Raw genomic sequence first — 26,316 nt, 5'->3', positions numbered from 1 at the left:
GTGCGTGCCGGGCGTAATGTGATCGCATGGCCGAACAGGCGCGCTTTTCGTTCCCGTTCCCCTTCCTGGGCGAGGTCGCCGGTGCCCGCCGCGGGGACGCCGCCGACCGGCCGCCGGATCAGGGGTTCCACCGGCTGGACGTGGCCCGGCCCGCGCGGGAGCCGCGATGAGGCGGATCGACTACGACACCGAGCAGTACCGCGACTACGCGCGCGGCCGTGCGTTCACCGAGCGGCAGCTGCGGGCATGGATCAGCGCCTTCGAAGCGGTGCTGCCCGAGCGGCGTCCGCTGGAAGGGCTGGACGTCGGCTCGGGGACCGGCAGGCTCACCCCGGCGCTGGCGCGGGCGTTCGGGCCGGTCACCGGCGTCGAGCCGTCGATCCGCATGCGCGAGACGGCGCAGGCGCAGTCCCGGCATCCCGGCGCGCGGTACGTGGCGGGCCTCGCCGAGGACATGCCGGTGCCGTCCGGCAGCGCCGACTACGCGCTCATGTTCCTGTCCTGGCACCACGTCCAGGACAAGCGGCGGGCGGTGCGGGAACTGGCCAGGGTGGTCAGGCCCGGCGGGCGGCTGCTGCTGCGCGCGAACTTCAGCGACCACCATCCCATGCCGTGGTGGCTTGAGTACTTCCCTCGCGGATTCGAGGTGGACACCGCCCTGTTCCAGCCGCTGCACGAGGTCATCGAGATGTTCACCTCGGGCGGATGGCGCGTCAAAGACTTCGGCACGGTCACCCAGCCGCCCTCCGGCACCCGCGGCGAGCGGCTCGAACGGCTGCGCCTGCGCACCCTTTCGTTCTTCGCCCAGCTCGCTCCCGACGAGGTGGAGACCGGTTTCCGCAACCTGGAGCGGGCCGTCGCCGAGGATCCCGACGCACCGGTACCCGCGCTCTCCGAGCCGCTGCTCACGCTCGAACGCCTTCCGTGACGCCGCCCGTAACGCCGGCGCCCCCCGGAGGGCCCGGCGTCTCCCGAACGGCCCGGAGCTCCCCGAACGGCCCGGAGTCCCCGCGGCCACGGTGAACCACCACTCGCTCCAGGGGCGTCACCGTCGAAGCCGGGCTCGCCGGAGGATGGCGGCCTCCGCGGCGCTACAGGCTCGCGAGCCGGTTTTCGAGGCCGTCGAGGAGGGCCTGGAGACCGAACTCGAAGGTCTGGTCGGGGGCGGCGGCGTAGTCGGCGGCCGTGGGCGCCTCAAGGCGGGCGCGAAGCCGGGGGAAGTCCATGGCGACCTCGGTCGCCTTGTTCATCGTGTCCTGGATCAGTGCCTGGGCGTCGGCGCCGTCCCGGCCCAGCCGCCTGGCCAGGGAGAGCGCGGCCGAGGCGCCGAGGACGTTGCCCAGGACGAAGGTGAAGACGGTGGCCGCGGCGCGGTCGGCCTGGGCGCCGGTGAAGCCGGCCGCCTCGTAGATGGCGAGGCTGTGGTCGTCGTGGCGCGCCTTGCCGGGGCCGTAGAACAGGTGGGAGCCGAAGGCCTGCACGAGCCACTGGTGGCGGCTGAGCATCGCGTGCAGGCCGGTGGCCATCGCCGTGGCCGCGGCGCGCCAGCCGATCGCGCCGGGGTCGGGCAGCTCGATCTCGATCCAGACGTGGTCGCCGGCGAGCTGGATGAGGTTGTCCTTGTTCTTGACGTGCCAGTAGACGGCCGTGGCGGCGGCGCCGAGCCGGCCGCCCAGGCTGCGCATGTTCAGGCCGTCCAGGCCCTCCTCGTCGAGCAGGGCGATCGCGGTGCGGACGATCTGTTCGGTGGTCAGCGTGTCGCGCGGCATGCGGCCACGATAGGGCACCCGGCCGGTCTTGCACAAAGTTCAAAAACTCTCTTGCACTAAGTTCAAGTTGCGGTCTACATTCGCCTTGAACTTAGTGCAAGTCGATGCGGCGCCCACCGGCGCACCGATCAAGGAGACCCGCCGTGAACGTTCTCGTCGCCGTCATGCAATCGCTCGTCGCCGCGGCCTTCGTGAGCATCCCGCTGGTACGCCACCGCTACGGGGCCACCGCCATGGCCGGCGCGCAGGCCGAACTGCGACGCCAGGACGTGCGGCCCACCGTCCTGGCCGAGAACGGCATGAGGTTCGACGCCGGCGGCCACGAGACCGCCGTCCCGGTCGCCGTCGCCGCGGTGATGGTGACCCTGGCCGCGCTCAACCTGCTCGGCGACGGCTGGGCCCACCCCCTGACCCTGGTCTTCCAGTCCCTCGTCCTGGCCGGGAACGGCCTCATCCTCCACAGCCAGCTGACGGCCGAGAGGTCCGTGCGAGCCGCCTTCCTGCGCAAGGGCGACCCGGCGCTGGCGAGCATCGACGTACCGGCCCTGCTCAAGGCCGCCGAGGACGGTTTTCCCGCCTGGACGTGGACCCTGCAGAACGTCCGGCACGTCGTGGTGTTCGGCGCCTCGATCCTCGCCCTGGCCGCGACGCTCCTCGCCTGAGACGTCAGCGCACGTCCCACCCCGGAGGTTCACCGTGCCACTCCCCGTCGCCGTCGCCGTCACGTTGCAGCTCCTGCCCGCCGTGAGCGGGACCGGCCGCGTCCTGTCGTGGATCGTCGAACCGGTCGTCCTGCTCGGCGTCGGCTCCGTCACCGCCGGCCAGGTGTTCGCCACCCGCTACACCGAGGCCGCCTTCCGGAAGTCCGCCGACCAGGCCGTACGGAACATCGACGCACGAGCCGTGATCGCCGCCGCGAACACCGGCTTCCCCTCCTGGCTGCGCCCCCTCGTCCTGGCCCGCTTCCCCCTGGCGACCTTGGGCTCGCTCCTCGTCATCCTTCTCCTGGCGACCCCGGCGGCCGACGCGTACTTCCGTTGACCTTCCCCCGGCGCGCCGGCCACGGCGGCGCCACGTCTCGCACGCGGTCCTTCGTCACGTGCGGTCCTTTGCGGGAGGAACACCGGCGACGGGCCGGGGGAGACACGCGAAGCCTTCGGGCCGCCGCGGCCCGGCGCATCGCGCCGGTCACCGGCGGACGGCAGGCGGGGGGCGGTACAGGGGGAAGCGGCAGCCGAGGCCGGGGTCTGCCCGGCCACAGCACGGCGACGGTGGCGACCGCGGAGATCGTCAGTAACACGCCCAGCAGAATTTCGAGAAGCGCGGTGGTCGACATCGAGTCCTCCCTCGGCCTCGCTGTGATCATGTGACGAGGACGAAGGTCTTCCCACACCCTCGCGTCGCGCGAGGGCCACCCCGCCGGGCCTCCCTGTCCTCGGGGACCGTGATGACGATCGGGGTGTCGGACGGTGGGTACTCCCCTCCGTATCAATTCCACTATCCGTGCAGCTCAGGCCATAGTCAAACGCCTCCCCCGGGGCAGGGCGCCGCTCGGGGGGTCGCCTAACCTGGGAGGACGAGGGGAGTACTTCCAAGAGCCGATCCGGTCAGTACGGACGTTTCGTGACGTCCTCGGGCGGCCGCCCACAGGCACGGGTGAAGGAGACCTCGAACAGCCGAGCGCGTTCGAGGAGGTTGCATGTCCGCTGAGGCACTCCTGTCAATGGCCGATCTTGAAACGATCGGTTCGCCGAAACTTTGGATGATCACCGTGGCCGCCCTGGTGGTCCTGCTGGCCATGGACTTCATGCTGACCCGGCGCCCGCACGAGGTGCGGATGCGCGAGGCGGTGGGCTGGTCGATCTTCTACCTGACGCTGCCCCTGCTCTTCGGCGTCTACGTGTGGGGGGTCTTCGGCTCCGAGGTGGCGATGGAGTTCTTCACCGGCTACGTGGTGGAGAAGTCGCTGTCGGTGGACAACCTGTTCGTGTTCATGCTGCTGCTGTCGGCCTTCGCGGTCCCCGCCGTACTGGCCCAGCGGGTTCTGCTGTACGGCATCGTCGGCGCCCTGGTGCTGCGCGCGATCTTCATCGCGCTGGGGGCGGCCGTCCTGAAGAGCGGCACCTGGGCGTTCCTGCTGTTCGGCGGGATACTGATCGTCACCGCCTGGAAGATCTTCAAGGACGCGCTGAGCGGGGAGAAGCAGAAGGTCGACATCTCCTCCATGCGCTCGATCCGGCTGCTGCGGCGCTTCATGCCGGTCACCGACGAATACCACGGCTCTCATCTGGTCGTCCGCCAGAACGGCCGCCGCGCCCTGACCCCGCTGGCGCTGGCCATCGTCGCCGTCTTCGCCACCGACATCGTCTTCGCCGTCGACTCGGTGCCCGCGGTGTACGGCGTCACCGAGGACCCGTTCCTCGTCTTCGCCACCAACGCCTTCGCCCTGCTGGGCCTGCGGGCGCTCTACTTCGTGCTCCTGGGCGTCCTGACGAAGCTGCGGCACCTGAACCACGGGCTCAGCGTCATCCTGGCCTTCATCGGGATCAAGCTCGTCCTGCACTGGGCGCACGGCATCTGGACGTGGGTCCCGGAGATTCCCACCCCGGTCTCGCTGGGGGTCATCATCGCGGTCCTGGCCACCGTCACGATCACGAGCGTGCACGCCAACCGCCGCGACGCGAGGCCCCCCGCGCCGCCCCCCGCGCCGCCCCCCGCGCCGCCCTCCTCGCCGCCCACCGAACGGGAGCCCCGCTCGCGGCCGACGTCCTAGCGTTCCCCGTGCCGGAGGCCCGCCCGCGGTCACGGCGATGGCACGAGAGTCTGCCGTGAACATACCTTCGAGCCGTGACGACGCCCGAACCGTGACGACGCCCGAACCGGTACGCCGGCGGCCGGGGCGCCCGAACGCGCGCGCCCCGGCCTCGACCGGCCGGCCGCCCGGCCCGGCCCGCCCCCCGGGCCCGGCCGGGCGTGCCCCGGCGCCGGTGGCCGGTTAGCAGGTGCCCCGGTTGTAGACCCGGAACGTGCCGTTCCAGGACCCGACGTAGGCCGTCGAGCCGGGGGTCACGCAGTAGTACCGGTTGCCGCCGAGGAAGTAGGTCACGAAGATCCTCTCGTTGGTCGTGGTGCAGTTCTTGTACATCGCGGCGTCCCCGTCCCGGTACATACCGCAGGGGTTGGCCGCCATGGAGACGCGTACGCCGGACGGGGTCTCCGTGGCGTGGGCCGGCTGGCCGGTCAGCAGCGCCGTGCCGGCGGTCATGGCGACGGCGGCGAGGGTCGCGGCGATTCTGTGGCGTGCGTTCATGATGGTCTCCGTTGTTCGCGTCGGCCGGATATGCCGACTTTTCGGGAAACAGGGGATCGGGGCCTCCGGCCTGGCGGGCCCGCACAGGGACCGCGGGGCGGCTGCTCCTCGTCGTGGCCCACCGGTCGTGTTCGCCCCGGTCAACCACCGTGAACGACAGCCAAGCCGCGCCGCCGAGGTGTCCAACAGGGTCGCGGACGGACTCGATCCACCCCGTAGCCAAGCTCGGACACCCTGGGTGATGATTTGCACGCTTTGAGTCATGGTGAGGTCGTGTGGGGCTGGAAGGCCTGGTTCGACCGTGCCGGAGTCCGTGCCGGCGCCCGTGACCTGCCCGTCAGGGACGCCCCTCGCCGGTGGGTGACCCGTACCGGTGCAGCGCCTCGACCTCCTCGTAGGACGGCACGTCGCCGGTGACCGGTTCGCCCCGGGCCACCGCCAGCGCCGTGGTGACGGCCGCGCTCAACGCCGCCCGGAACAGCAGCGACCCGTAACTGAGGCGGGCCACACCCAGCTCGGCCAGTCGTCGCACCGGCACGCCGGGCTGGACGAGCACGTTCAGCGGCACCCCGGCCCCGGCCACCAGCGCCTCGAGGTCCCGCTCGGCGCTCGCGCCCGGCACGAAGACCCCGTCGGCCCCCGCCCCCGCGTAGGCGCGGATCCTTTCCAGAGCCAGGGCCCGGGCGCCGGGCAGGCCCAGCCAGAACGCGTCGGTACGCGCGTTGAGGAACACCTCGGGAACCCGTCGCTTGACCAACGAGACCAGCCGGGTCTGTGCCGGGAGGTCGGCCAGGCGGCCACCGCGACCGTCTTCGAGGTTGATCCCCGCCACCCCCAGCCCCGCCAGCTCCGTCACCAGGTCGGCGACCTCGCCGGGATCCTCGGAGAACCCGGCCTCGATGTCCACCGTCACCGGGACGCCCAACCTCGTGATCGTCCGTGCCAGCGCCAGCGTCTCCTCCCGCGTCGCCCGCCCGGCGTCCGGTTTGCCCGCCGCGGCGGCCACCCCCAGGCTCGTCGTCCCGATCGCGGCGAACCCCGCCCGCGCCAGGGCCGCCGCGGAGGCGTGGTCCCACGCGCAGGGAAGCAGCAGCGGCTCGCCCGCGTGGTGCAGCGCCCTGAACCGCGCGAACGTCATCGGGCCGCCGCCTCGACCGTCCCGGCCGCCAGGGCCAGCGCGACCTGCCTGCCCGGGCAGGCGCGCGGTCCCGCCCCGAACGTCAGGTACTCCGGTTCGCCTTCCGTGCGCGCGAGGACCGGGCCGCGGGCCGTCTCGGGATCACGGCCGGTCTCGGAGGCCTGATCGGTCTTGGGATCCTGACCGACCTCGGGGTCCTGGCCGGTTCCGGGGGCCCGGCCGGCCGCCGCGACGTCGAGCACCACGCTCCTTCCGCCACCGGGCGCCCTGCGGCGCAGCGTCCGGACCGGGGGATCACGGCGCAGCGTCTCGTCCAGCAGTTCCCCCACCGTCAGTTCCCCCACCGTCCCGGTCCCGCCCGACCCGGCGGCACTCGCCCCGGCAGCACTTGCTCCGACGGCGGGCCGTGTCGGCGCGGCGGCCAGGGCGGCGCGGACCAGACCGGTCGTCGGGGCGTACGCCTGGGCGAGCAGCCCCGCCACCACGGCCAGCCGTTCCGGAGCCGGGTCGCCCAGCAGGCGCGAGAGCCGCGCCAGCCCCTCGTCGGCCGTGCCGGGGCCCGCGTCGCCGGGCCCGGGTCCCGGTCCGGGCAGGTAGGCCGGGGCGATCGCCGCGACGGCCTCCACGGCCTCCGGCCCGTCCTCGGCCCGCACCCCCAGGGCGACGGCCAGGACCAGCACCGGAACCAGTTCCGGGGGACAGGCGGGAGGACCGGCGTCTCGCGAGGCGAGCCGGAACGCCTCGGCGCGCAGCGCGCCCGGGACCAGCCCGGCCAGCACCGCCTCCGCCTCCGCCCTGCGCTCGGCGTGCACGGCCCCCTCGGCGAAGCGGCCGACCGCTCCGCGCAGCCACGCCACGGTCAGCGCGAACGGCGGGCGCGGTACGGGGTCGACGGTGAAGCGGGAGTCGGCCAGCACGGCCCGTATCTCGGCGGGGCGGCTCAGGACCAGCGGATCGGATGTCATCGGTTCTCCTCGGTTCTCCTCGGTTCTCCGTGGTCGGCCCCCGGTCGCCGCTGGTTCTCCAGGGCTCTCCACGGGTGGAGAGCCCTTCTCGGGTGGAGGGGAGGCGCGGGGAGGGCGTGGGACCGCCGCGCTCTCCGCCGGGGACCGCGCGGGGGGCTCCCCGCCGCTCGGCGATGGTCGAAAGGCTAGACGCCGGACGCTTCGGCGCTCGCCGAAGCGTCCGCGTCACCCGTCCGCACGAGCCCTCCGCGTGAACCGGCGTTTCGCGGTGGTCACGCCCGCGCGGAGGCGGCGGCGCGGGTGACGCAGGCGGAGGCGAAACCGGTGACGATCGGGTGCGGGCGGCTGCCGTCCCCGGCCAGTTCCGGCTGGAAGAGGGTGGCCAGGAAGAACGGGTGGCCCGGCAGCTCCAGGACCCGTACCAGCCCCGCCTCGTCGTGGCCGGTGAAGCGCAGCCCGCCCGCCTCCAGGGCGGGCACGTAGTCGGCGTTGAGCCCGAAGGCGCAGGAGTATCTCTCCACGGTCCTCTCGGTGCCGACGATCCTCTCGGCCAGCGATCCCGGCGTCAGCCGGACGGCGTCCTCGTGACCGGCCAGCGAGCACGCCAGCGGCAGCAGCAGGAGGTCCTCGGCGCCCGGGTCGTTCTCGGCGTGCGCGACGGGCAGGCCCAGGACGTTGCGCGCGTACTCCAGCAGGGTGTGCTGGAAACCCCCGCAGGTGCCCAGGAACGGGATGCGGTGCTCGCGGGCGGTGCGGGCGGCGTTCACCGCGCCGGCCTCGCTGCGGTAGGGGCTGCCGGGCACCATCCAGACGCCGTCGAAGCCCTCCAGGCCGGTGGCCTCGGCGGTGGGGATCCAGTAGGCGTCCAGCGCCAGCCCGTCGCGCTCGCGCAGCGCCTCCAGCAGTACGGGGATGCGGGCGTGGGACCGGACGGACGGTGACTTGTCGCCCACCAGGGCGATCCTCGCGGTGGTCATGTCCCGATCCTGACCCCGGCGGCCGGGTAAGCGCCAACGATGATTACTGGTGGGTCGATAAGCGATACTGATGCACCGTGGACCCGCACCTGCTGCGCACGTTCGTCACCGTGGCCGAGCTGCGGTCCTTCTCCGCCGCCGCCACCGAGCTCGGCTACACCCAGTCGGCGGTCTCCCAGCAGATCGCCGCGCTGGAGGCCGACCTGGGACTGGCGCTGCTGCGCCGCCGCCCGGTGGAACCCACGGGCGCGGGGGAGCGCCTGCTGGAACACGCCGGGCCGCTGCTGCTGCGCCACCGGGCCGCCCGCGCGGACGTGCTGCGCGCCGCGTCGGGACCGGCCGGGCGGCTGGAGCTGGCCGCCTCCCCGCTGGCCTGTACCCCGGCGATCGTGCGGAGCCTGCCGCCGGGATGCGGGCTGCGCACGATCGCCCGCGAGCGCGTCGCCGCCGAGGTCGCCTCGGGCGCGGCCGGTCTCGGCCTGGTCGACGGGATCGCCGCCCCCAGCGACCCGCTGCGGCTACCCGACGTGGGGCCGCTGTCGGGCTTCGGGATCACCGAGGAGGAACTGGTGGTGCTCCTGCCCTCCGGCCACCCGCTCGCGTACCGGCACGGCCTGGACCTGGCCGATCTGACCGACGCCCTGTGGCTGCGGGCGCCGGTCGCCGTACCGGTGGAGCGGCTGCGCGAGCTGGTCGGCGGGGGCGGGTTCCGCGCCGCGTCCCGCTACGACGGCGAGGACGTGCGCACGGTGCTGAACCTGGTCGCCGCCGGGCACGGGCTGGTCCTGCTGCCCGCGTCCGTGGCCGCCGGGGCGCCGGGCGCGGCGAGAGGGGTGCCGCTGAGCTCGCCGCGCGTGGTGCACCGGGTGGAGGTCCTGTACGTCGAGGCCGCGGGCCCGGCCGCCGCGCTCGCCGCTCAGCTGCGCCAGCCGCCCTCGTCCACCCCGCCGGGCACCTCCGCCTCCGGGTCGTAGGGGGTGCGGGTGAAGACGAAGGTGTTGAGGTCCAGGTGGCTGGGGGAGCCGTCGGGCCTGCGGACCACCCGCAGGGTCTCGCCCGCGTAGTAGCCGTCCAGCCCCAGCCAGGTCCCGTCGGCCTGGGCGGTGAACCGCGAGGCCCGTCCCGCGCCGCCGATCGGGTTGAGGGAGACGCCGCCCTCGGGCAGCAGCCGCAGCGCGTACGCGCTGGGCCCCCAGTACCACGGACCGGCCAGTTCCAGCAGGCCCGCGCTGTCGGCGACGGGTTCCCACTCGGCGGGCAGGCTCGGCTCGTGCTGGTCGAGGATCGCCAGCAGGTCGGTCAGCAGGTTCCGGCTGACGCCCGCGGTGGAGTTGGCGGTGAACAGCACGCCGACCTTGTCGGAGGGGTCGGCCCACACCGTGGCCAGGAAGCCCGGCATGGAGCCGCTGTGACCGGCCAGGCGGCGGCCGCCCGCGCGGGTCAGCTGCAGGCCCAGGCCGAACCCGCCGGTCCAGGCGTCACCGTCGTCGACGGTCGCGGGCTCGCGCATCTCCGCCACGGTGTCCGGGGCGAGCACGTCCCCGGTGTCCCCGGCCACGAACGCCGCCCACCGGGCGAGGTCGGCGGGGGTGGACCACAGCTGCCCCGCCGGAGCCATGGCGACCGCGTCGTGCTCGGGCTCCGGCAGCAGCACGTCCGCCCAGGGGTGCACGGCGTAGCCGACGGCGTGCGGGGCGCGCGGCCGCGTCGTGGTGTCGTGCATGCCCAGCGGCAGCAAGATCTCCTCCTGCACGGCCTGCGCCCAGCTCACTCCGCGGTGCCGGGCCACCAGCTCGCCCAGCAGGGCGAATCCCACGTTGGAGTAGTGGAAGCGGCGTCCGGGCCGGTGCTTGGCCGTCTCGGGACCGAGCTCGGCGAAGAGCTCGTCGACCGGCACTCCCGGAGTCCGCTCCCACCACGGCCCGGGGGACTCGGCGCTCAGCCCCGAGGTGTGCGACAGCAACTGGGCGACGGTCAAGTCCCCGACCTGGAGGCCGGGAATGTGCTTGCCGACGGGGTCGAGCAGGCCGATCCTCCCCTCGTCGCGCAGGCGCATCACCACGGCGGCGACCAGGCTCTTGGTGATCGAGCCGATGCGGTACTGGGTGACGGGGGTGGGGGCGATCCCCTCCACCCGGCCCCGCGCGCCGAACCAGGCGAGCTCCCCGTCGCGCACCACCGCGGCGGTCAGCGAGGGCAGGCGTCCCTGGGCCTGCTCCACCGCGATCCTGCGCAGCAGCGCGCGAGCCGTACTCTCCAGAACCGGCGACATCAAATGGCTCCTCACCCGACACGAGACCCAACGCGAAAAAGTGCCCCCAGGTTAGTGCCGTCCGAGCCGGGAGGACGTCGGGGGCGGCCCGGCGCGGTGAGCGGGGGGAGATCAGCGCCGGGCCGTCCAGGGGATCGCCCCGCGCGGGCGGTGACGGCGTCCGGCCACCGGGCTCCGGGCGCACTCCGCGACCGGTTCGCCTGCTTCGTAAAAGCAGGTCATCGGACGTATACGCGATGTCAAGGTCGTGTCAACCACGGCGTCCTAGCTTCACCGTCGACAGCGAAGACCGACCTGTCCGAACAGGGAGATCATAATGATCACGTTCATCATCAGCGCCATCATCGTCGGTGCGATCACCGGCGGCCTCGGCCGGCTGCTGCTTCCGGGCCGACAGGACATCGGGTGGATCCCCACCATCCTCGCGGGCATCGTGGCCGCCCTCGCCGGTACCGCCATCGCCCACCTGCTGGGCTTCGCGGACAGGACGTGGCTGACTCTCGTGGTGCAGCTCATCATGGCCGTCATCTGCGTGAGCGTCGTCGCCAACATGCAGGGCAAGAAGGGCAGCCACAAGTCCTGAGCCTCAGGTGACGCGGGCCGGAAGGCCCGCCTCCGAGCACGAACGACGCGGGTCTTCGGCCACCGCGTCACACGAGGAGGGTTCTCGCTCCCGCGGAGCGTGAGGGCCCGCGAGGAGTCCGGAACCGATCAGCGCCCACCGGCGCGAGTCGGAACCGGACTCTCGGCGTATCCGCACCCGATATCGCACCCGGCATGCCCGCGCAGCGCGTGCCGCGTCCGGCGTTCGCGTACCGCACCCGGCATGCCCGCGCAGCGCGTGGCGGGACGAGTGCCCGGACCGATCAGGATTCGAGAAGCGCCGGCCCCCGGGCCGCGCCTAGCGTGAGTGCCATGGACACCTCCGCGAGCCCTTCGCGAGCCAGAGAGGGTTAAAGCGGACTAAAAGTGACCTAATTCCTTGAAAGCATGTCGAAGCTAGACGGAAACCCTGATCGATCGCGCCGAACCCACCCCGGCAGGTATCGCCGGCCAGGTGAGCGACGGATCGGTGCCGCGACCGCCCCGACCGCGAGGAAAAACCAGACGTACTGCTCGAAGCTGGTTAGATCGAGCGAGGCGACGCCGACGGAGACCGCGAAAGCGGTCCGCCTAATAGATGGAGACACGATGAGCATGGCCCCGAGGACGGACACGCAGTCGCCTGCGCCGCACGATGCCGACAGCCACGACCTGATCCGCGTGCACGGCGCGCGCGAGAACAACCTCAAGGACGTCAGCGTCGAGATCCCGAAGCGCCGGTTGACGGTGTTCACCGGCGTCTCCGGCTCGGGCAAGAGCTCGCTGGTGTTCGGCACGATCGCCGCGGAGTCGCAGCGGCTGATCAACGAGACCTACAGCGCCTTCGTGCAGGGCTTCATGCCGACGCTGGCGCGGCCCGAGGTCGACGTCCTCGACGGGCTGACGACCGCGATCATCGTGGACCAGCAGCGGATGGGCGCCAACGTCCGCTCCACGGTCGGCACCGCCACCGACGCCAACGCGATGCTGCGCATCCTCTTCAGCCGGCTCGGGCAGCCGCACATCGGCTCTCCCCAGGCCTTCTCCTTCAACGTCCCCACGGTCCGGGCGAGCGGTGCGATCACGGTCGAACGCGGCGCCCGCAAGACCGAGAAGGCGACCTTCACCCGCGTCGGCGGCATGTGCACGCGCTGCGAGGGCCAGGGCACGGTCTCCGACATCGACCTCGGCCAGCTCTACGACGACTCCAAGTCGCTCGCCGAGGGCGCGTTCACCATCCCCGGCTGGAAGTCGGACAGCTTCTGGACCGTACGGGTCTACGCCGAGTCGGGCCTCGTCGACCCCGACAAGCCGATCCGCGACTACACCAAGAAGGAGCTGCAGGACTTCCTCTACAAGGAGCCGGTCAAGGTGAAGGTCGACGGCGTCAACCTCACCTACGAGGGGCTGATCCCGAAGATCCAGAAGTCGTTCCTGTCCAAGGACCGGGAGGCGATGCAGCCGCACATCCGGGCGTTCGTGGACCGGGCGGTCACCTTCACGGTCTGCCCCGAGTGCGAGGGCACCCGGCTCAGCGAGGCGGCCAGGTCGTCGCGGATCGGCGAGATCAACATCGCCGACGCGTGCACGATGCAGATCAGCGACCTGGCCGGATGGGTCCGAGGCCTCGACGAGCCGTCGGTGGCGCCGCTGCTCGCCGCGCTGCGCCACACCCTCGACTCGTTCGTGGAGATCGGGCTGGGCTACCTCTCGCTCGACCGGTCCTCGGGCACGCTGTCGGGCGGCGAGGCCCAGCGCGTCAAGATGATCCGCCACCTCGGCTCCTCCCTCACCGACGTCACCTACGTCTTCGACGAGCCCACCGTCGGCCTGCACCCCCATGACATCCAGCGGATGAACGACCTGCTGCTGCGGTTGCGCGACAAGGGCAACACGGTGCTCGTCGTGGAGCACAAGCCGGAGACGATCGTGATCGCCGACCACGTCGTCGACCTCGGCCCCGGCGCCGGTACGGCGGGCGGCACCGTCTGCTTCGAGGGCACCGTCGAGGGGCTGCGGGCCAGCGGCACCGTCACCGGCCGCCATTTCGACGACCGGGCCACCCTCAAGGAGAAGGTGCGGACGTCCACCGGCGCGCTGGAGATCCGCGGCGCGACGGCGCACAACCTGCGCGACGTCGACGTCGACATCCCGCTCGGGGTGCTCACCGTCATCACCGGCGTGGCCGGCTCCGGCAAGAGCTCGCTCGTGCACGGGTCGATCCCCTCCGGCGCGGGTGTGGTGTCGATCGACCAGGGCGCGATCCGCGGCTCGCGGCGGAGCAACCCGGCGACCTACACCGGGCTGCTCGACCCGATCCGCAAGGCGTTCGCGAAGGCCAACGGTGTGAAGCCGGCACTGTTCAGCGCCAACTCCGAGGGCGCCTGCCCCAACTGCAACGGCGCCGGTGTCATCTACACCGACCTGGCGATGATGGCCGGGGTCGCCACGACCTGCGAGGAGTGCGAGGGCAAGCGGTTCCAGGCCTCGGTGCTGGACTACCGTCTCGGCGGGCGCGACATCAGCGAGGTGCTCGCGATGCCGGTGATCGAGGCCAGGGAGTTCTTCGCCGCGGGCGAGGCGCGCACGCCGGCCGCGCACGCCATCCTCGACCGGCTCGCCGACGTCGGGCTCGGCTACCTCAGCCTCGGCCAGCCGCTCACCACGCTGTCCGGCGGCGAGCGGCAGCGGCTCAAGCTGGCCACCCACATGGCCGAGAAGGGCGGCGTCTACGTCCTCGACGAGCCGACCACCGGTCTCCACCTCGCCGACGTCGAGCAGCTGCTCGGCCTGCTCGACCGGCTCGTCGACTCCGGCAAGTCGGTCATCGTCATCGAGCACCACCAGGCGGTCATGGCGCACGCCGACTGGATCATCGACCTCGGCCCCGGCGCGGGCCACGACGGCGGCCGTGTCGTCTTCGAGGGCACCCCCGCCGACCTCGTCGCCGCCCGCTCCACCCTCACCGGCGAGCACCTCGCGGCCTACGTCGGCGCCTGACCTGAGCTCGCGCGGGGCGGGCCCGCCGCCGGGGCGGCAGGCCCGCACGTGGCGCGGAGGGGCGCGGAGGGGGTGCGGAGGGGCGCGGAGGGGGCGGCCCGGCGAGCATCCGCGGGGCATCTTCCCGGCTGCCGGTCCGGGGCGGGTCCTCACCGCCGGCTGTGGGAGGCCTGCCTCTCCCGCAGGATCGCCGCGCTCCGGTGGCACCAGTCCCGGTTGCCCTGCTCGAAGGCGAGGCCGCGCAGGCAGGTCAGGTAGGGGCCGACGCGCTCGTCGTCACGCAGGAACTCCTCCTCGCTCCTGTCGCCGCGCATCTTCCTCAGCAGGCCGCCGAACAGTTCGATCTTGGCGTCGGCGAAGGCGGCCCGCTCCATGAGCTGGGCGACCACCTCGTCGGTGTCGACGTGGTCGACGGCCTGGATCTTGACGAGAAGGTCGTCCCGGATGAAGGAGGGCTTGTTGGCGGTCGCCGCGAACCGTTCCAGCTCGGCCAGCCCGCTCTCGGTCACCTTGAACAGGCGCTTGTTGGGCCGGGAGTCCTGGATCACCTCCCGGCCGGTGACCAGCCCTTCCCTCTCCAGCTTGGCCAGCTCGGCGTACAGCTGCTGGGGCAGGGCGTGCCAGAAGTTCGCCACGCCCAGGTCGAACGCCTTGGCCAGCTGGTAGCCGCTGAGCTCCTCGTCCAGCAGCGCCGCCAGCACGGCGTGTCGCAACGCCATCGAGACGCCCCCTCTTGCCCGGTCAGGTGTCCTGGTGAGTGTCTTCCCTGGTGAGTACCCGCCATGGTAGTCAATAAAGTGATTAATCACTTTATTGACTACGGGGACGTAACCATGACCACCGCAGACCTTTTCCGGGCCGCCATCGAGCGTCGCGACCTCGCCGCGCTGAGCGACCTGCTGACCGACGACATCCGCCTGTACAGCCCGGTGAAGTTCACCCCCTTCGACGGCAAGCCCATGGTCCTGAGCCTCTTCGACGTTCTGCTGCGCACCTTCGAGGACGACTTCCGCTACATCGGGCAGCTCGACGGCACCGCGCAGACCAGCGCCGACGGCACCGAGGCCCCGTCGGTCGTCCTGCTGTTCCGGGCCACCGTGCGCGGCAAGGAGGTCCACGGCATGGACCTCCTCCAGTTCGACCAGGCCGGTCTGATCAAGGAGTTCACCGTGATGGTCCGCCCGCAGTCCGCGGTCCACGTCCTGGCCGAGGCGGTCCTCTCCGGTCTCGTCGCCGACGGCCTCGTCCCGGCCCCGGCCGACCACTGAGGCCCCTCCGGTGCGGACGCTCCCGCACCGGACAGTCGGTCAGCGTACGGCCGAAGGGGACTCCGACCGGCAACGTTCCTTCCGGGTCCTATTCGGTGCTGCTCTTGAGGTAGGTCAGCACGGCGAGTACCCGGCGGTTGGTGTCGTCGGTGGGTAGCAGGTCCAGTTTGGCGAAGATGTTGCCGGTGTGTTTGCCCACGGCGGTTTCGGTGATGGTGAGCAGTTGGGCGATGGCGATGTTGGAGTGGCCTTCCGCGATGAGTGCCAGCACCTCGCGTTCGCGGGGTGACAGCCGGGCGAGCGGGTCGCGATGGCGGCGTAGGAGCTGGCGTACGACCTGAGGGTCGACCACGGTGCCTCCGGCGGCCACCTGCCTCAGGGTGGCGACGAACTCCGCGACGTCCACCACCCGGTCCTTGAGCAGGTAGCCCACGCCGCGCCCGTCGCCGGAGTCGAGCAGTTCGGCGGCATAGTCGTGCTGGACGTACTGGCTGAGTGCGACGACGGCCAGGCCCGGGTCGCGGCGTCGCAGTTCGACCGCGGCGCGCAACCCCTCATCCTGGTAGTTCGGAGGCATCCGGATGTCGGTCACCACGAGGTCAGGTGCGTGCTCGGCGACGGTCCGGCAGAGGGCGTCGGCGTCGCCGACCGCGGCGAGGACGTCGAAGCCGAATCGTGTCAGCAGGCCGGCCAGCCCTTCCCGCAGCAGGATCCCGTCCTCGGCCAGGACTATGCGCACGGCAGCTCCACCCGCAGCGAGGTCGGGCCTCCAGGAGGGCTGGACAACCACAGCCTGCCGTCCAGCACGGCCACCCGGTCGGCCAGGCCGGTCAGTCCGGTGCCGCCGCGCGGGTCCGCGCCGCCGTGCCCGTCGTCGCTCACCTCCATGACCAGCAGTTCCCGCCGCAGTCGTGCCGTTATGGTGATCGCGCCGGCGCCACTGTGCTTGAGGGCGTTGGCCAGCGCCTCGGAGACGGCGAAGTAAGCGGTCGACTCGACATGGTCGGGCAGGCGGCCGGGTAGGTCGCTCTCCATCCTCACCGGGATCGGAGACTGATCGGCGAGATCACGCAGTGCGGCGGTCAGGCCGCTGTCGGCGAGGATCTGCGGCCGGATGCCGTGGATGAGCTCACGCAACTCGACCATGAGGTGCTTGGCCTGGTCGTGGGCGTCCGCGACGCTGCGTGCTGAGGCCGAGTCGCCGGGCAGGTCGTGCCGGGCCAGCCCGAGTTGCAGGGTGAGGCTGATCAGGCGCTGCTGGGCGCCGTCGTGCAGGTCGCGTTCGATCCTTCGGCGCTCTGCCTCGAAGGCACTGACGAGGCGGGCGCGAGAGCGCGTCACCTCGACCAGCCGGGTCTGCAGCTGCTGGGCCGAGTCGGTGCGCAGCAGCGCCGCCGCCATCGCCGCGTGCCCGCCGGCGGCGAGTGTCAGCAGGTAGGGGGCTGCGAGCAGGATCATCAGACCGGCCAGGGCGTAGGGCAGCGCCTCCTTGGCGGTGCTCACCTGGCCCAGGCCCATGGCCACTGTGCCGTCGTCGCCGCCGACCAGGCCGAGGCTGGACAGGAATACACCGGCCAGCAGCAGGAGCGAGGCGAGGCAGCCGTACAGCACAGGAACGACGGTGGCCAGCGCGATGGTGTACGCCAGCGCACGCCAGGTGGCCGCGTTGACGTACCGGGCGCGCAGCCATGCCCACAGTCCGGGTGCGTGGGGCGGGCGGGGCCCGGGTTCCTGCGCGGAGTGCCAGACCATCGACAGGCGGGCCCGCTCCACCGGAGCCACGGCCAGTGCCACCAACGGTCCGAGCGCGACGAGCAGGACACCGCCGAGGGAGAGCAGCAGCAGGCTCCGCCCGGCCGGCTGGTACCTGCCGTGCAGGCCGTCACCGGCCAGGGCCAGCCACGGCAGCGCGAGCAGGCCCAGCGAGAACGCGGCCGTGCAGGCCACCGGCAGGGTCGTACAGGCGTAGGCCGCCGACCGCCACGGCCACGCGCTGAGCAGGAACCTTCGCCAGAAGATCGCCTCCAGTGCGGTGCGTGGCCTCCGTGTCCCCATGGGCGCCACCCTAGGTGCCGGCATGGACCCGTGCCCACACGCCTGGTCGTAGTCACCGGGGTAGGGCTGGCCATACCTCCAGGGGCTGTCTGCTCGTAGTGCGGTGAAGCCCGACCAACTGGTGGTCTGTCGCCATGAAGTCAACGTTCCCGCCTGCCCGGATCGGCGCCGTCGCCTGGATTTCGGGAGCCGTCCAGTTCCTCGTGGTCAACCTGATCGTCCAGTCGGCCTGGACCACGCCCTTCAGCTGGGCCGACAACAACATCAGCGATCTGGGGGTTACCCGCTGCGGCATGTTCGACGAGGATGCCCCGCGCTTCATCTGCTCGCCGTTGCACGACCTCATGAACACCTCGATGATCGTCATGGTGGTGTTCATGATCGCGGGCATCGTCATGACCTCCCGGCTGTGGGGGAGGGGAGTGGTCTCGCTGGCCGCCCGCTTCCTGCTGTTCTGCAGCGCCGTCGGATATCTCCTCGCCGGCCTGTATCCGGCGGATGTGGATCTGAACCTCCACGTGCTCGGTGCGCTGCTCCTCACGCTCTGCGGGAACCTCGGTCTGATCCTGGCCGGATTCGCGTCGCGCGACACGCCGTTCGGACGGGTACGCGGGTTCACCCTGCTCGTCGGCGGTGCCGCCATTCTCGCAACCTGGATGCACTTCACCAGGAACTTCGCCGGGCTCGGCATGGGAGGCACCGAGAGGATCGCCGTGTTCGGCCTTCAGGTATGGATGATCACCATCGGCTGCCGCATGCTGACGGTATCCAGGAGGCATCTCGCCGACAGCGGGAGTGCGAAGGGATGAAAGGCGCACGTCGCCGCTCCGGCGAGTGACATGCCGGAGGAGCGGTCCTGCTGATCACAGCACGGCCATGTCCGTGGCGGCCGGGCACAGCGGTCTCCAGCCGCCGCCGTCCAGCCTGGCCGGTTCCGCCTCGACGTCCACGGTGACGACGCCGGAGAAGCCGGCGTTCTCGCCGTGCGCCGGGGAGACGTGGGCCGGGGAGATGTGGGCCGGGGAGATGTGGGCCGGGGAGATGTGGGCCGGGGAGATGTGGGCCGTTCACCCGGCTCGCCGGTTGAAGGCGAGGGTCGTTGCGGACGGGAGTGTCGCTGGGCGGGGTCGTCCTGCCGTGCAGGCGTCCCCAGCGTCCGGGTCATGCAGGCGTCCGCGGCCTGGGTCGGGCGGGTGGGTGAGTGGGGCTCAGCCCGGCATGCGGGGCGCCGCGCCGGGTGTCTCGGCGGCGGCGGAGCCGGAGGGGGACTCACGGGCTTCCGGGGCATGATCGTCCTGGCCGCACCTGTCCGGGCAACCCGTGCCCGACGCGGCGCCGGCGCAGAGCTGGGCGGTCAAAGTGGCGCGGGCCCATTCTTCCCACCTTTCCGGCGACCAGCCGCGGTCCTGGACGAAGAGCAGGTACAGCTGCGGGCTGAGCAGGCCGAACAGCAGGTCGGTGGCCGTCACGACGGAGACGTCGGGGCGGACGTCGGGCTTGCCGGCCAGCGCCCGGGCCGCGGCGTGCTGCACGGTGTAGCGCGGGTCGGGGCCTTCTGGCCATTGCGCGGCGATCTGCGGGTCGGTGGCCACGGCGGTCGCGATCAGCGGCATGATCGGGGCCACCCGGCCCAGGATCTCGCGGGTACCGCGCACGTGCGCGCGCAACTGCTCGGCCGCGGTGGGCGCGGCGCACGCGGCGCGGAACCACTCCCGATCCATGGTGGCCACCGGCTCGGTGTCGCCGGCGATGGACGTGTCGACGACGTCCTTGAACAGCGTGCGCTTGTTGCCGAAGACGAAGTAGACGGTCTGGACGGCCACGCCCGCCCGGTCCGCGACCTCCTGCAGGCTCGTCGCGCCGTAGCCCTGCGCGAGGAACAGTTCCCGCGCCGCCTCGATGATCTTCTCGCGAGTGCGGCGTGACCGCTCGGCCCGTTTGTCCGGCCGCTTGACGATGTTCACGGAGATAATCTATCTCTAGAGTAGAACACTAGAGTTCAACTCTAAAAACTTGGAGGAGGGAGCCATGGAGCGGTCGAACACTGCTCAGGGGACGGACGCCGACCGGGTCGATACCGGACGCGGCCAGGAGGAGGCCGTCCGACGCGCGCTGGAGGACTACTACCGCGCCGGCGAGCCGCCCTGGGACACCGGCGTCACGCCGCCCGAACTGGTCGCCCTGGTGGAGGGGCACGGCGCGCCGCCGCCCGGCCGCGCCCTGGAACTCGGCTGCGGCACCGGGACCAACGCCGTCTATCTGGCCCGGCACGGCTGGGAGGTCGTGGCCGTCGATCTGATCGACCGGGCAGTCGAGCAGGCCCGGGCCAAGGCCGCCGCGGCGGGGACGGCGGTACGGCTGCTGTGCGGAGACGCCACTCGCCTCGACGAGCTGGACGCGCCCGGACCTTACGACCTGTTCTTCGACCTGAGCTGTTGCTGCGGGATCCCGCCGCACCGCCGCGACGCCTACGCCGCCGGACTCACCCGCCGCGCCGCTCCCGGCGCCCGGCTGCTGATGTTCGGGTACGGCCCCGAGGCGTTCGACGACCCGATATCCGGTGTCACCGCCGATGAGCTGCGCGCCAGGTTCGCCGGCTGGGACCTGGTCGACGCCACGCCGGGCACGAACCCGGTGCCCACCTTCTGGTTCGCCCTGCGCCGGCGCCCGGACACCGTTCCCCAAGGCCCGGGAGAACACCGTGACTCCCGATGAACGCCGGCTCGCCGCGACATGGCCGTTCGTCCGCGAGCACCTGCCATCCCCACCGGCACCGATCCTGGAGATCGGCTGCGGGCCGCTCGGCGGATTCGTCCCCCACCTGCGGGCGCACGGCTACGCCCCGGCGGGAATCGACCCACAGGCCCCACACGAACCCGACTACCACCAGATGGTGTTCGAGCAGTACACGTCGGCCGAGCCGGTCGCGGGGATCATCGCCTGCACGTCGCTGCACCACGTGGCCGACCTGGACGACGTCCTGGACCGCATGGCCGGGGCCGTGGTGCCGGGCGGTGTCGTAGTGGTCGTGGAGTGGGCGTGGGAACGCTTCGACGACGCCACCGCGCAGTGGTGCTTCGCCCGCCTGCCGACCGGTGACGGCGACGGTTGGCTCGATCGGCACCGCGAAGCCTGGCAGGTGTCAAGCCGACCGTGGGACGGCTACGTCCAGACCTGGAGCCAGGACGAACACCTGCACACCGGCCAGGACATGATGCGGGGACTGAGGGCACGATTCGACACCTACCTGTTGGAGGAGGGCCCGTACTTCTTCTGCGACCTGGCCGACGTCACCGCCGCTCACGAGCAGGCCGCCGTCGACTCCGGCGATATCCAGGCGAACGGCATCCGCTACGTCGGCTACAAGACCGCTGTACGGGCTGAGGCTGTCGCGCGTGAGGAGCGGCTACGCCAGGAACGCTGGCCGCCTACAGCGAGTTCGCCGGCGCGGTGACCGAGCTCAAGCGCGCTGTGGTCGCCGCGTGGCTGCGGTGCTCGGATCCTGCCGAACTCAAGCAGGCGCTGCGGACGCCCCCGGCGACCAGCAGTCCGAGGGAGACGGTGACCAGCACGGAGGCCGCCATGGTGAGCACCGGGCCGCGCGCGGCGCGGAACCTGCTCCACTCCTCGCGCAGCAGCCGGGGGAATCGGTGGGGCGTGAACGGATTCATGCCGACGGTTGTACGCGGCGCCCGGTTCCGGCCGGGTCGCGGTCGCCGCGACGGCCTCGGCCTCGCCATCGTCGACGCCGTCACGCACGCTCACCGAGCCACCCTCACCACCAGCGCACGCCCCGAAGGTGGCCTGTCCGTCACCGTGCGGTTCGCGCACGAATCCCATCCGGACCACCCCTGACGTCACCGGTCCCGGGACCGGCCGGGAAGCCGGGCGGACGGTTCAGAGCCAGTCAGAGCCAGGTGGTGCCGAGCCAGGCGGTCGCCGCGGCGGCTGCCAGGAGGGCGATGTTGAGTCCGATCTGCCGGACCTCGCCGCGGCTCAGGTGGACCGCGATGCCGCCGATCTGGATCAGGGCGAGGCCGATCGCCGCGGCGACGGCGAGCCAGGGCGCGATCCCGGTGAGCGGCGGCAGGATCAGGCCGGCCGCGCCGAGGACCTCCAGGACCCCGATCAGGCGGACGAGCGGCATCGGGACGGTGTCGACCCAGCCCATCATCGGCTGGAGCCGCTCCTGGCTCTGGACGACCTTCTTGCCCCCGGCGTAGAGGTAGAAGGCGGCCAGGAGGGCCGCGACGATCCAGTAGGAAATCTCCATGGGGGACACCTCGGGGGTTGGTGACGTGGCGCCGGCCACGATGGTTACCGGTCGTAAGAAGCCCCATGATGCGTCACTATCGAAAGCTCTACAAAAGGCACACACGTGTGCGTTACACACAAGGGACTGTCATGTCGGAGTACGAGCACACCTGCATGATCCGAGGAGACGGAGGGCGGACGATCCGCGCCATCCTCGACCGCATCTGCAACAAGTGGACGTTGCTGATCGTGGCGACCCTCGATCAGGGAAGGCTGCGCTTCACCGACCTGCACCAGCAGGTTCCCGGGATCTCCCAGCGCATGCTGACCCTGACGCTGCGCAACCTCGAACGCGACGGCCTGGTCTCCCGGACGGTGTACGCCGAGGTCCCGCCACGGGTCGAGTACGCGCTGACCCCCACCGGCAAGAGCCTCATCCCGCCCGCGCTGGCCCTCGCCGGCTGGGCCATCGAGCACGTCCCGCACATCGAGGCCAGCCGCGAGGCCTACCAGACCGGGAACGGGTGACCCGAGGTCCCGCCCCCGGCCGCCTCGCCCCGACGCGCCGACCCTCGGTGGCGCCGACCCTCGGTGGCGCCGCGACAGGGAACAGGGAACTCAGCCGCAGCGGCCCCAGGACTTCCAGCGGGCCGTGGCGACGGCGGCGCCGCGCCCGTCGTCCCAGATCGTGCCGGAGTACCTGACGCACCGGCCCTTGCCGTAGACCTTCAGCGGGCCTATGTGGTACTTGACCTGCCGGCCCTCGTTCCTGCCGGGCCCGCTCGAACTCGCCCCCATCTTCTGCGTCGTGACCGTGGCCGAGGCGAAGGTGGCGACGCCGACGTTCGAGGTCTTGATCGTGGTGACGCAGGTGTAGCCGGTCCTGCGGTTGTACAGCAGGTAGACGTGGCCGAGCACCTCTCCGGAGGGGGTCCTCACGGCCTGCTTGCTCCGGGCGACCCGGGCGAAGCCGGCACCGCACACCCGTTCCGGGCCGACGGCGGAGGCGACCGTGTACGCGGGATCGGCGACGGAGGCGACCGCGTTCGCGGGGGTGGCGACGATCCCGCCGATCGACAGTGCCGCGGCGAGAAGGACCGTCTTCGTGGACCCGCGCATTCGGCCATCCCTCTCAACCGTCTCCCGCTTCCCGCGGGGGAGCAATGGTTGATCATTCTGCCGGAGGATCCGACATCAAATGACCGAAACGGTCAAATGTGTGGCCTCACCCCTGGCGCTGGGGGGAGTCCGACCGGCTCAGCAGCCTCAGGGCCTCGGCGGTGGCGGAGCCGGGTTCGGGGTTGTAGACGCACAGGGTCTGGTCGGGGTCGTCGGGAGGCTGGAAGGACTCGTAGAGGAGGTGGAGATCACCGGCCACGGGGTGGCGGTAGTGCTTGACGCCGTGGGTGCGGCGCAGGACGCAGTGATCGTCCCACCAGTCGGCGAACTGGGGCAGGCGCAGGGTGAGCTCGCACACGAGGTCGGCGAGCCGCCGGTCGTGCGGGTAGCGGCCCGTTTCGAAGCGGAGGATCGCGATGGTCTCGGAGGCGACCCGCGTCCAGTCCACGACGCGTTCGCGGGCCTGCGGGTCCAGGAGGTAGTAGCGGGCGAGGTTGCGCCGCGGGGCGGGGAGGGCGTCGAAGTCGGTCAGGACCTCGCGCGCCAGGTGGTTGCTGGCCAGCACGTCGGTGCACCGGCCGAGGATGAAGGCGGGGACGTGCTCCAGGGTCTGGAGCATCAGGTGCAGGCCCGGCCGGACCCGCTGCGGAGCGGGCACACCGCGGGCGGGTGCGGGCCGTGCCAGCAGGTCGCCGAGATACTCGCGCTCCGCGAGATCGAGTTGCAGCGCGTGGGCGAGGGTCTCCATGACCTTCGGGGACGGGGTTCCGGCGCGGCCCTGTTCGAGACGGGTGTAGTACTCGGTGCTCACTCCGGCGAGGCGGGCGACCTCGCCACGGCGCAGTCCCGGCACCCGCCGGGCGCGGCCGTCACCCGCCAGTCCCGCCCGGCCGAGAGTGATCTTGGCCCGGCGGGAGCGCAGGAAGTCCGCGATCTCGCTGCTACGGTCCATCTCTCCAGTGTGGGCCAGCCGGGTGCGGTGCTCTCCCACCGGGTGGCCCTGCCGGTACCTGCCTGCCCAGGGCCTGCTCGGACCCCCTGAAGGCCGCCCAGGGGTGGTGTGCTGGATGTGCGGCCGATGACCGTCGGCCGAGGTCCCACCTCTTGGTCTTCACCCTCGGAAGGTGTCCACATGTTCGGGGAAACCCCCGCCAGGCCCCTGACCGGCCGCGTGGCGGTCATCACCGGGGCCTTCGGCGACGTCGGCGAGACCCTGGCCGGGCACCTGACGAGGCTGGGCGCGCGCGTCGCCCTCCTGATCCGGGCCGAGGACCGGCTGGACCGGCTGGACCGGCTGGTCTCCGAGATCGAGGAGGACGGCGCCGCCGCCCTGGTGATCACCGTTGACGTGACCGACGCCGCGGCGGTGCGATCGGCCGCCGGCCGGGTGGCGGCCGAGCTGGACGACGCCGACCTTCTGTTCAACAACGCGGACGTCATGCTGCCCGCCCCGGCCGGGAGACTCACCCCCGAACAGCGGGAACACCGGATCGACCTCAACATCACCGGGCTGATGAACGTCCTGGGCGCCTTCACCCCGCAGCTGGTCAGGGCCGCCGCCGAACGCGGCGTGGCCGATCTGATCAACACCTCGTCGACCGCGGCGCTGGACATCTTCCCCAACATCGCCGTTCACTCCGGCACCAGGGCGTACGTCTCCCACCTCTCGCACCATCTGCGCGTCGAGCTGGGCACCAGGAACGTGCGGGTCTCGACGCTCGAACCCGGCATCGTCGACACCGGGCCGCGGAGCGAGGTCACCGGCGACAACGTGCTGCGGTGGCCGAAGAGGCCCAGGGAGACGGCGGAGGGCCTCACGCCGCGCGACATCGCCGAGACCGTCGGCTTCATCGCCACCCTGCCGCCGCGCGTGAACCTCCAGCAGGTCACGATCATGCCCACCCACCGGCCCGGCTGATCTTCCCGGGCCCGCGGCGATTGTGGTTGCGGTCGGTGACGGCGCACGCGTACCCTTCCGGCAACGCATTGACGGAGACGAGTAGTCACGGGACCAGGGCAGGCAGGAGAGAGCCGCCGGCAGCTGCGAAGGCGGCCCTGTCCCCGGTGACGAAGACCCTCCCGAGTGCGGGGAGGAACGGCGCCTGGCGCCCAATGCCCCGCCGGCCGGCCCCCGTCACCGGGCCCATCGAGGCCGCCGTCGTCACGGCGGTGAAAGTGCGGTGGCACCGCGAGTTCCCTTCTCGCCCGCACTCCCAAGGGATCACCACTCACTGACCAGAGGTTTGTGATGATCTCCTCATCCACGACCGTCCCGTCCACCCGCAGAACCCTGGCCGCCGAACTTTCCGGTCGAATCGGCCGTCAGGTGACCGTCCAGGGCTGGCTGCACCGCAGACGGGCCCTGAAATCGGTGGTCTTCCTCATCCTGCGGGACCGCTCCGGCCTGGTCCAGGCCGTGGTCACCGAGCCAGAGGCCATGACCCTGGCGAGCGGCCACCCCGAAGAGACCGTCCTGCAGATCACCGGGACCGCGACCGCCAACCCCCAGGCCCCCGGCGGGGTCGAGGTGACCTCCCCGGAGGTGACCGCCCTGTCGGGACCGGCCGCGGCCCCGCCGTTCGACCTCTACCGCCCCGCGGTGGCGGCCACCCTGCCGACCGTCCTCGACCACGCCCCGGTCGCGTTGCGCCACCCGCTGCTGCGGGCCCCCCACACGATCTCCGCGGTCTCGGTGGCGGGTTTCCGCGCGGCGCTGGACGCGCTCGGCTTCACCGAGATCCACACACCCAAGGTGGTGGCCTCGGCGACCGAGTCCGGCGCGAACGTCTTCGGGATCGACTGGTTCGGCACCCGCGCCTACCTGGCCCAGTCGCCGCAGTTCTTCAAGCAGGCCATGGTCGGCGTCTTCGAGCGCGTCTACGAGACCGGACCGGTCTTCCGCGCCGAGCCCCACGACACCGCGCGGCACCTGGCCCAGTACACCTCGCTGGACGCCGAGCTCGGCTTCGTCACCGACCACCGGGAGGTGATGGCCGTTCTGCGCGAGGTCCTCGCGGGCATGACGGCCGCCGTCGGACGGCACGCCGGCGAGGCGTGCGCGCTGCTGGACGTCTCGCTGCCCGAGGTCCCGGAACGGATCCCGGAGATCCACTTCTCCCGGGCCCAGGAACTCCTGGCCGCCCACACCGGCGAGGACCCCAGGGGCGAGCCGGACCTCGCCCCGGCCCACGAACGCTGGCTGTCGGACTGGGCGCTGCGCGAGCACGGCAGCGAGTTCCTGTTCGTCACCGGCTACCCGATGGCCAAACGTCCCTTCTACACCCACCCCGAGCCCGGCAGGCCGGAGTACTCCAACAGCTTCGACCTGCTCTTTCGCGGCCTGGAGCTGGTCACCGGCGGCCAGCGCCTGCACCGCCACGAGGACTATCTCGCGGCCCTGGCGGCCCGGGGGGAGTCGCCGGAGCCCTACGCCGGCTACCTCGCCGCCTTCCGGCACGGGATGCCCCCGCACGGCGGCTTCGCCCTCGGCCTGGAACGCTGGACCGCCCGGCTGACCGGGGCCGACAACATCCGCCGCGCCACCCTGTTCCCCCGCGACCTGCACCGGCTGACACCGTGACGCCCCGGGTGCGGCCCGTCCGGGCGG

At 71.8% G+C, this 26,316-nt stretch carries 29 protein-coding genes; 15 read left to right on the top strand and 14 right to left on the bottom strand.

Annotation, left to right across the window (positions count from 1 at the left end; all coding sequences use genetic code 11):
- Window positions 1–26 precede the first annotated feature (26 nt).
- Together AC5L38_RS21755 and AC5L38_RS21750 are read left to right on the top strand one after the other, a co-directional pair.
- Complete coding sequence (locus tag AC5L38_RS21755) at window positions 27–170, top strand: hypothetical protein (protein ID WP_495244656.1); 144 nt, start codon at window positions 27–29, stop codon at window positions 168–170.
- Window positions 167–928: a class I SAM-dependent methyltransferase gene (locus AC5L38_RS21750; RefSeq protein ID WP_495244655.1), complete on the top strand. Its 762-nt coding sequence runs from the start codon at window positions 167–169 to the stop codon at window positions 926–928. The genes AC5L38_RS21755 and AC5L38_RS21750 overlap by 4 nt, the downstream gene beginning before the upstream one ends.
- Window positions 929–1,091: 163 nt before the next feature.
- Here the strand turns inward: AC5L38_RS21750 and AC5L38_RS21745 are convergent, their stop codons facing one another.
- Entirely contained in the window at window positions 1,092–1,769 is a 678-nt protein-coding gene (locus AC5L38_RS21745; protein ID WP_495244654.1) for a TetR/AcrR family transcriptional regulator C-terminal domain-containing protein, read from the bottom strand.
- A 143-nt stretch (window positions 1,770–1,912) separates the two neighbouring features.
- Between AC5L38_RS21745 and AC5L38_RS21740 the strand changes: the two genes are divergently transcribed.
- The 3 genes from AC5L38_RS21740 (at window position 1,913) to AC5L38_RS21730 (ending at window position 4,542) form a co-directional block, all read left to right on the top strand.
- Complete coding sequence (locus AC5L38_RS21740; RefSeq protein WP_495244653.1) at window positions 1,913–2,431, top strand: hypothetical protein; 519 nt, start codon at window positions 1,913–1,915, stop codon at window positions 2,429–2,431.
- A 34-nt stretch (window positions 2,432–2,465) separates the two neighbouring features.
- Window positions 2,466–2,810 carry a hypothetical protein gene (locus AC5L38_RS21735; protein WP_495244652.1) on the top strand — a complete coding sequence of 115 codons (345 nt, stop codon included), beginning with the start codon at window positions 2,466–2,468 and terminating at the stop codon, window positions 2,808–2,810.
- A gap of 658 nt (window positions 2,811–3,468) precedes the next feature.
- Window positions 3,469–4,542 (top strand): TerC family protein, encoded by a 1,074-nt coding sequence (locus AC5L38_RS21730; RefSeq protein WP_495244651.1) that lies wholly within the window; start codon window positions 3,469–3,471, stop codon window positions 4,540–4,542.
- Between the two features lie 222 nt (window positions 4,543–4,764).
- Here the strand turns inward: AC5L38_RS21730 and AC5L38_RS21725 are convergent, their stop codons facing one another.
- The 4 genes from AC5L38_RS21725 to AC5L38_RS21710 form a co-directional block, all read right to left on the bottom strand.
- Entirely contained in the window at window positions 4,765–5,079 is a 315-nt protein-coding gene (locus AC5L38_RS21725; RefSeq protein WP_495244650.1) for a DUF6355 family natural product biosynthesis protein, read from the bottom strand.
- A 337-nt stretch (window positions 5,080–5,416) separates the two neighbouring features.
- Window positions 5,417–6,217 carry an isocitrate lyase/PEP mutase family protein gene (locus tag AC5L38_RS21720; protein ID WP_495244649.1) on the bottom strand — a complete coding sequence of 267 codons (801 nt, stop codon included), beginning with the start codon at window positions 6,215–6,217 and terminating at the stop codon, window positions 5,417–5,419.
- Window positions 6,214–7,182: a cytochrome P450 family protein gene (locus tag AC5L38_RS21715; RefSeq protein ID WP_495244648.1), complete on the bottom strand. Its 969-nt coding sequence runs from the start codon at window positions 7,180–7,182 to the stop codon at window positions 6,214–6,216. The genes AC5L38_RS21720 and AC5L38_RS21715 overlap by 4 nt, the downstream gene beginning before the upstream one ends.
- Before the next feature lie 272 nt (window positions 7,183–7,454).
- A complete protein-coding gene (locus AC5L38_RS21710) occupies window positions 7,455–8,159 on the bottom strand; it encodes a CTP synthase C-terminal region-related (seleno)protein (protein ID WP_495244647.1) in 705 nt (234 codons plus the stop codon).
- A 77-nt stretch (window positions 8,160–8,236) separates the two neighbouring features.
- Between AC5L38_RS21710 and AC5L38_RS21705 the strand changes: the two genes are divergently transcribed.
- Window positions 8,237–9,133 (top strand): LysR family transcriptional regulator, encoded by an 897-nt coding sequence (locus AC5L38_RS21705; protein ID WP_495244646.1) that lies wholly within the window; start codon window positions 8,237–8,239, stop codon window positions 9,131–9,133.
- On the opposite strand, the gene AC5L38_RS21700 is transcribed toward AC5L38_RS21705, so the two are convergent.
- On the bottom strand, window positions 9,076–10,431 hold the full coding sequence (locus AC5L38_RS21700) for a serine hydrolase domain-containing protein (protein ID WP_495244645.1): 1,356 nt from the start codon (window positions 10,429–10,431) through the stop codon (window positions 9,076–9,078). The two genes, AC5L38_RS21705 and AC5L38_RS21700, sit on opposite strands and share 58 nt — an antisense overlap.
- A 316-nt stretch (window positions 10,432–10,747) precedes the next feature.
- On the opposite strand from AC5L38_RS21700, the gene AC5L38_RS21695 reads away from it, so the two are divergent.
- The gene (locus AC5L38_RS21695) at window positions 10,748–11,014 is read left to right on the top strand and encodes a GlsB/YeaQ/YmgE family stress response membrane protein (protein WP_495244644.1); all 267 of its coding nucleotides are present in this window, start codon (window positions 10,748–10,750) and stop codon (window positions 11,012–11,014) included.
- A 608-nt stretch (window positions 11,015–11,622) separates the two neighbouring features.
- Window positions 11,623–14,013 carry an ATP-binding cassette domain-containing protein gene (locus AC5L38_RS21690; protein ID WP_495244643.1) on the top strand — a complete coding sequence of 797 codons (2,391 nt, stop codon included), beginning with the start codon at window positions 11,623–11,625 and terminating at the stop codon, window positions 14,011–14,013.
- 149 nt (window positions 14,014–14,162) lie between these two features.
- Here AC5L38_RS21690 and AC5L38_RS21685 read toward each other — a convergent pair whose 3' ends face one another.
- A complete protein-coding gene (locus tag AC5L38_RS21685) occupies window positions 14,163–14,732 on the bottom strand; it encodes a PadR family transcriptional regulator (protein WP_495244642.1) in 570 nt (189 codons plus the stop codon).
- 114 nt (window positions 14,733–14,846) lie between these two features.
- Here AC5L38_RS21685 and AC5L38_RS21680 point away from each other — a divergent pair, with 114 nt between their 5' ends.
- Window positions 14,847–15,281 carry a nuclear transport factor 2 family protein gene (locus AC5L38_RS21680; RefSeq protein ID WP_495244641.1) on the top strand — a complete coding sequence of 145 codons (435 nt, stop codon included), beginning with the start codon at window positions 14,847–14,849 and terminating at the stop codon, window positions 15,279–15,281.
- An 88-nt stretch (window positions 15,282–15,369) separates the two neighbouring features.
- Here AC5L38_RS21680 and AC5L38_RS21675 read toward each other — a convergent pair whose 3' ends face one another.
- Together AC5L38_RS21675 and AC5L38_RS21670 are read right to left on the bottom strand one after the other, a co-directional pair.
- Window positions 15,370–16,020: a response regulator gene (locus AC5L38_RS21675; RefSeq protein WP_495244640.1), complete on the bottom strand. Its 651-nt coding sequence runs from the start codon at window positions 16,018–16,020 to the stop codon at window positions 15,370–15,372.
- Window positions 16,011–17,336: a sensor histidine kinase gene (locus tag AC5L38_RS21670; RefSeq protein ID WP_495244639.1), complete on the bottom strand. Its 1,326-nt coding sequence runs from the start codon at window positions 17,334–17,336 to the stop codon at window positions 16,011–16,013. The genes AC5L38_RS21675 and AC5L38_RS21670 overlap by 10 nt, the downstream gene beginning before the upstream one ends.
- A 134-nt stretch (window positions 17,337–17,470) precedes the next feature.
- Between AC5L38_RS21670 and AC5L38_RS21665 the strand changes: the two genes are divergently transcribed.
- Window positions 17,471–18,145, top strand: coding sequence for a DUF998 domain-containing protein (locus tag AC5L38_RS21665; RefSeq protein WP_495244638.1), 675 nt, complete (start codon window positions 17,471–17,473; stop codon window positions 18,143–18,145).
- A gap of 399 nt (window positions 18,146–18,544) precedes the next feature.
- On the opposite strand, the gene AC5L38_RS21660 is transcribed toward AC5L38_RS21665, so the two are convergent.
- A complete protein-coding gene (locus AC5L38_RS21660) occupies window positions 18,545–19,300 on the bottom strand; it encodes a TetR/AcrR family transcriptional regulator (protein ID WP_495244637.1) in 756 nt (251 codons plus the stop codon).
- A 64-nt stretch (window positions 19,301–19,364) separates the two neighbouring features.
- Between AC5L38_RS21660 and AC5L38_RS21655 the strand changes: the two genes are divergently transcribed.
- On the top strand, window positions 19,365–20,051 hold the full coding sequence (locus AC5L38_RS21655) for a class I SAM-dependent methyltransferase (protein ID WP_495244636.1): 687 nt from the start codon (window positions 19,365–19,367) through the stop codon (window positions 20,049–20,051).
- Window positions 20,038–20,790: a methyltransferase domain-containing protein gene (locus AC5L38_RS21650; protein ID WP_495244635.1), complete on the top strand. Its 753-nt coding sequence runs from the start codon at window positions 20,038–20,040 to the stop codon at window positions 20,788–20,790. The genes AC5L38_RS21655 and AC5L38_RS21650 overlap by 14 nt, the downstream gene beginning before the upstream one ends.
- Here AC5L38_RS21650 and AC5L38_RS21645 read toward each other — a convergent pair.
- Entirely contained in the window at window positions 20,765–21,007 is a 243-nt protein-coding gene (locus AC5L38_RS21645; RefSeq protein WP_495244634.1) for a hypothetical protein, read from the bottom strand. The genes AC5L38_RS21650 and AC5L38_RS21645 overlap by 26 nt on opposite strands.
- 236 nt (window positions 21,008–21,243) lie before the next feature.
- Window positions 21,244–21,609: a DoxX family protein gene (locus tag AC5L38_RS21640; protein WP_495244633.1), complete on the bottom strand. Its 366-nt coding sequence runs from the start codon at window positions 21,607–21,609 to the stop codon at window positions 21,244–21,246.
- Window positions 21,610–21,740: 131 nt separating this feature from the next.
- Here AC5L38_RS21640 and AC5L38_RS21635 point away from each other — a divergent pair, with 131 nt between their 5' ends.
- A complete protein-coding gene (locus AC5L38_RS21635; protein ID WP_495244632.1) occupies window positions 21,741–22,118 on the top strand; it encodes a winged helix-turn-helix transcriptional regulator in 378 nt (125 codons plus the stop codon).
- Between the two features lie 90 nt (window positions 22,119–22,208).
- Here AC5L38_RS21635 and AC5L38_RS21630 read toward each other — a convergent pair whose 3' ends face one another.
- Complete coding sequence (locus tag AC5L38_RS21630) at window positions 22,209–22,709, bottom strand: hypothetical protein (protein ID WP_495244631.1); 501 nt, start codon at window positions 22,707–22,709, stop codon at window positions 22,209–22,211.
- Window positions 22,710–22,815: 106 nt separating this feature from the next.
- Window positions 22,816–23,661, bottom strand: coding sequence for a helix-turn-helix domain-containing protein (locus AC5L38_RS21625; protein WP_495244630.1), 846 nt, complete (start codon window positions 23,659–23,661; stop codon window positions 22,816–22,818).
- Window positions 23,662–23,841: 180 nt separating this feature from the next.
- Between AC5L38_RS21625 and AC5L38_RS21620 the strand changes: the two genes are divergently transcribed.
- Together AC5L38_RS21620 and aspS are read left to right on the top strand one after the other, a co-directional pair.
- Entirely contained in the window at window positions 23,842–24,627 is a 786-nt protein-coding gene (locus AC5L38_RS21620; RefSeq protein ID WP_495244629.1) for an SDR family oxidoreductase, read from the top strand.
- 330 nt (window positions 24,628–24,957) lie between these two features.
- A complete protein-coding gene (aspS, locus tag AC5L38_RS21615; protein WP_495244628.1) occupies window positions 24,958–26,289 on the top strand; it encodes an aspartate--tRNA(Asn) ligase in 1,332 nt (443 codons plus the stop codon).
- Window positions 26,290–26,316 lie beyond the last annotated feature (27 nt).

The sequence above is a fragment of the Streptosporangium nanhuense genome, from assembly GCF_059358815.1.
This window is presented reverse-complemented; position numbering and strand designations above follow the sequence as displayed.